This window comes from Streptomyces sp. NRRL WC-3549 (genome assembly GCF_000721935.1).
Taxonomy (GTDB): Bacteria; Actinomycetota; Actinomycetes; order Streptomycetales; family Streptomycetaceae; genus Streptomyces.
The window spans coordinates 15417-19991 of the sequence record NZ_KL585418.1 but is presented as its reverse complement, the minus strand read 5'-3'; the positions used below and the strand labels follow the sequence as shown (position 1 = coordinate 19991).

2 protein-coding genes and 1 pseudogene are annotated in these 4575 nt (G+C 72.7%); all 3 read left to right on the top strand.

Annotated features, from left to right (window positions below):
* A pseudogene (locus IH13_RS0123585) lies at nucleotides 1-1214 on the top strand (glycogen debranching enzyme GlgX); the annotation flags it as partial.
* 283 nt (nucleotides 1215-1497) lie between these two features.
* A complete protein-coding gene (locus IH13_RS0123575) occupies nucleotides 1498-3321 on the top strand; it encodes an ABC transporter ATP-binding protein (RefSeq protein ID WP_031087564.1) in 1824 nt (607 codons plus the stop codon).
* On the top strand, nucleotides 3318-4575 hold a 1258-nt coding region (locus tag IH13_RS38245), incomplete at its 3' end, for an ABC transporter ATP-binding protein (RefSeq protein ID WP_031087562.1). The genes IH13_RS0123575 and IH13_RS38245, both read left to right, overlap by 4 nt.

Below are 4575 nucleotides of genomic sequence, written 5' to 3'. Positions count from 1 at the left end.
GCCGCTACGCCGACTACACCGGCTGCGGCAACACCCTGCACGTGGTCCGGCCCCAGGTCCTGCGGTTGATCACCGACTCCCTGCGCTACTGGGTGACCGAGATGGGCGTCGACGGCTTCCGCTTCGACCTGGCGGCGGCGCTGGCCCGCTCGATGCACGACGTGGACATGCTCTCGCCGTTCCTCGCGGTGATCGCCCAGGACCCGGTGCTGCGCCGGGTCAAGCTGATCGCGGAACCGTGGGACGTGGGCGACGGCGGCTACCAGGTGGGCGCGTTCCCGCCGCTGTGGACCGAGTGGAACGACCGCTACCGCGACACCGTGCGCGACTTCTGGCGCGGCGCCCTGCCCGACGTGCGCGACCTCGGCTACCGGCTCACCGGCTCCAGCGACCTCTACGCCTGGGGTGGCAGGCGCCCGTACGCCTCGGTCAACTTCGTCACCGCCCACGACGGCTTCACCCTGCGCGACCTGGTCAGCTACGAGCACAAGCACAACGAGGCCAACGGCGAGGACAACCGCGACGGCACCGACGACAACCGCGCCTGGAACTGCGGCGCGGAGGGCGAGAGCGACGATCCGGACGTCAACGCCCTGCGCCGCCGCCAGCTGCGCAACCTCCTGACCACCCTGCTGCTGTCGACGGGGATGCCCATGCTCGTCGCGGGCGACGAGATGGGCCGCACCCAGGGCGGCAACAACAACGCGTACTGCCAGGACAACGAGACCGGCTGGCTGGACTGGTCGCTGCTGGAGCAGCCGGAGTGGCGGGAGCTGACCGGGCTGGCCTCCCGGGTGCTGGCCCTGCGCCGCACCCATCCGGTGCTGCGCCGCCGCGCGTTCTTCGCGGGCACCCCGCAGGCCCCGGACGGCCTGCGGGACCTGGCGTGGTTCACCCCCGGGGGCACGGAGATGACCGAGGCGGACTGGTACACCCCTGCCTCGACGCTCGCGCTGTACCTCTCGGGCCGGGACATCCCGGGGCGGGACGCCACCGGTGGGCCGGTCACCGACGACAGCTTCCTGGCGGTCCTGCACGCCGGGCACGCCCCGTGCGCCTTCCGGCTGCCGGGTCCGCCCTGGGCCACGGCGTACGAACTGGTGCTGGACACCTCGCGGGAGGACCAGGCGGCGGCCCCCGGCACGGTCCACGGCGGGGAGACGGTGCTGAGCGTGCCGGGCCGCTCGGTGCTGCTGCTGCGGGTACGGGAGTGAGGCGCCGTCAGCCGAGGATGCCGCGCTCGTAGCCGACGGCGACGGCGGCGGCGCGGTCCTTGGCGCCCGGTCCGGCGAAGGACGAGGGCGGCGGAGCCCAGCGAGGCCGGCACACTCCGAAGGATTCCGGCGGGCGGGGCGCGCCGGTATCCGCCGTCCCGCTCGGACGGGCATATGTGTATAAGAGACAGGCTGACACGTCACCGCGAACGGCTGATGCCGGGTGGCGGCTGACCGGAAAACCACGTGAGCGATGTCGGTGGCGAACCATAGGCTCCGCCTGATGCCCGAAAAACCTGCAGAGCCCACGGACCGGTCCGCCGTGCGCTCCCTCATGCGTCTGTGGCCCTATGTCCGACCGGTACGGGCGCGCTGGTTCGCCGCCGCGTTCGTCGCGGTGCTCGCCTCCTGCCTCAGCCTGGTGATCCCGCTCGTCCTGAAGTGGATGGTGGACGGCCCCGTCGCCGACCGGGACCCGGGCGGGGTCTGGCTGGGCGCGTTCTACCTGCTGCTGCTGGGGATCGTGGAGGCGGGTCTCTTCGGGCTGCGGCGGTGGCTGGTGGCCCGCCCCCTGGCCGGGGTGGAGGCGTCCTTGCGCGCCGACCTCTACCGCCACCTCCAGCGGCTCCCGGTGGCCTTCCACGACCGCTGGCCCTCGGGGCAGCTGCTGTCGCGCGGGACCACGGACCTGATGCTGCTGCGGATGTTCCTGGCGTTCCCGCTGACCTTCCTGCTGGTCAACACCACGACGATCCTGGTCGGTTTCGTCATCCTGTTCGCGCAGGAGTGGTCCCTGGGCCTGGTGCTGCTGGCGCCCGCGGTGCCCCTGATGATCCTCTGCTCCGTCTTCGAGACGAAGTACTCGCTGGTGGCACGCAAGGCGCAGGACCAGGTCGGTGATCTCACGACGGTCGTCGAGGAGAGCGTGCTGGGCATCCGCATCGTCAAGGGGTTCGGCCGCAACCGCAGCCAGGCACGGGCCTTCCGGGCACTGGCGCAGCGGCTGCGCGGCACGGAGCTGGTCAAGGCCCGGCTGCTGGCGGGGATCTGGGCGCTGATCACCGCCATCCCGGAGCTGGCCATCGGCGCCGCCCTGGTCCTGGGGACGGTCCAGGTGGCGGACGGCGGGCTGTCGGCGGGCACGCTGGTCGCGTTCCTGTCGACGGCGCTGGCGTTGCGCTGGCCGGTCGAGTCGATCGGCTTCCTGCTGGCGATGAGCCAGGAGTCGGCGACGGCCGCCGACCGCTTCTTCGAGGTGATGGACGTGGCGGAGGAACCGTCCACGGCGGTCGGGGACCGGCGGGAACCTGGAGGCGACGGGGCGGGTCTCGTCTTCGACGGGGTCGAGTTCCGCTACCCCGACGCCGACGCCGCGTCCGCCCCCGTGCTGTCCCGGATCGATCTGCGCATCCGTCCCGGGGAGACGATGGCCCTGGTGGGGGCGACCGGTTCGGGCAAGACGACGCTGACCGCGCTCGTGCCCCGGCTGCACGAGGTCACCGGTGGCCGCATCCTGCTGGACGGTGAGGACGTCGCGGACATGGAGCGGTCCCGGCTGCGCGAGCTGGTCTCGGTGGCCTTCGAGGAGCCGACGCTCTTCTCCGCGACCGTCGGGGAGAACGTGTTGATGGGCGCGGAGGAGGCGGGTGAGGAGGAGCTGCGCCGGGCGCTGTCCGTGGCGCAGGCCGACTTCGTGCACGACCTGCCCCAGGGCGTCGACACCCAGGTCGGCGAGCAGGGGCTGAGCCTGTCGGGCGGTCAGCGCCAGCGCCTCGCACTGGCCCGTGCCGTGGTCGGCGGGCCACGCTTCCTGGTGCTCGACGATCCGCTCTCCGCGCTGGACGTGCACACGGAGGCGCTGGTGGAGGCGGCGCTGCGGCGGGTGCTGGAGGGGACGACGGCCCTGGTCGTCGCCCACCGGCCGTCCACGGTGATGCTGGCCGACCGGGTGGCGCTGCTGTCCGGCGGCCGGATCACCGCCGTCGGCACCCACCAGGAACTGCTGCACCACAACACCGAGTACGCCTGGCTGATGTCGGGCGCGGAGGGCACCGGCGCGGAAGCCCGCGCCGGTGTCCCCACTGCCGAGGAGGTCAGCACCCGATGACCAGTACCACCGCGGACGGCCCCGCCCTGGCCGACGACGGCCTTCCGGGCGCTGAGCCGGGCACACCGGCCGGCCTCCGGGACGCCCCCGGCGACGCCGACTCGTTCGACCGGGACGACCTGCCCACCCCGCCCGGCGCGACCTGGGCGCTGCTGATGTCGCTGCTCGGGCCGCTCCGCGCGAGGGTGGTGGTGGCGACCCTGGTCCTGCTGGTCCAGCAGGCCGCCGTACAGGCCGGTCCGCTGCTCGTCGCGTACGCCATCGACCGGGGTGTGCCCGCGTTCCGGGACCGCGACTACGGGCCGCTGGTCGCCGTCGGCGTCGGGTACGCCGTGTGCTCGGTCGGGGCCGGGCTGCTCCAGTACGCGTTCATCCGGGCCGCCGCCCGGATCAACCAGGACGTACTCCTCGACCTGCGCGGGCGCATCTTCCGCCACGCCCAGGCGCTGAGCGTGGACTTCCACGAGCGCTACACCTCGGGCCGGCTGATCTCGCGTTCGACCACGGACGTGGAGTCGCTGCGCGAGCTGCTGAGCGAGGGCCTGCAGGAACTCATCGGCGTGGTCCTGTCGTTCGTGACCATCTCGCTGATGCTGCTGTGGCTGGACCTCGGGATCGGCGCGATCGCCGTCGCCTCCTTCGGCCCGCTGTACGTGCTGGTGCGCTCCTACCGGCGGCGGGCGGCCAAGGCGTACTCGGGGCGGTCCACGGCCATCGCCGCGGTGATCGTGAAGTTCGCCGAGACGATGAACGGCATCCGCCCCGTGCAGGCCTTCCGCAGGGAGCGGGCGAACGACGCGGACTTCGCGGTGCTCAACCGCCGGCACGAGCGGCGGAACGGTGACGCGCTGCTGGAGATGGCCCGTTACGTCGTCGGCTCCCGGCTCGTCGCGAACACGGCGGTGGCCGGGATGGTGCTGTGGGGGGCGTACCGGGTGGCGTCCGGCACGCTGGAACTCGGTGTGCTGGCCGCCGCGGTGCTGTACCTGCGACGGCTGTACGACCCGATCGACCGGCTCGCGATGTTCCTCAACTCCTACCAGTCGGCCGCCGCGTCGCTGGAGAAGATCGCCGGCCTGCTGGCACAGCGGCCCACGGTCCCGGAACCGGCCGCGCCGAAGGAGCTGCCCGCGCTGCGCGGCGAACTCCCGGGCCGCGAGGTGGTGTTCGAGGGGGTGCGTTTCGCGTACCGCACGGGGGGCGAGGTCCTGCCCCGCTTCGACCTGACGCTGCCGGCCGGTCAGACCGTGGCGG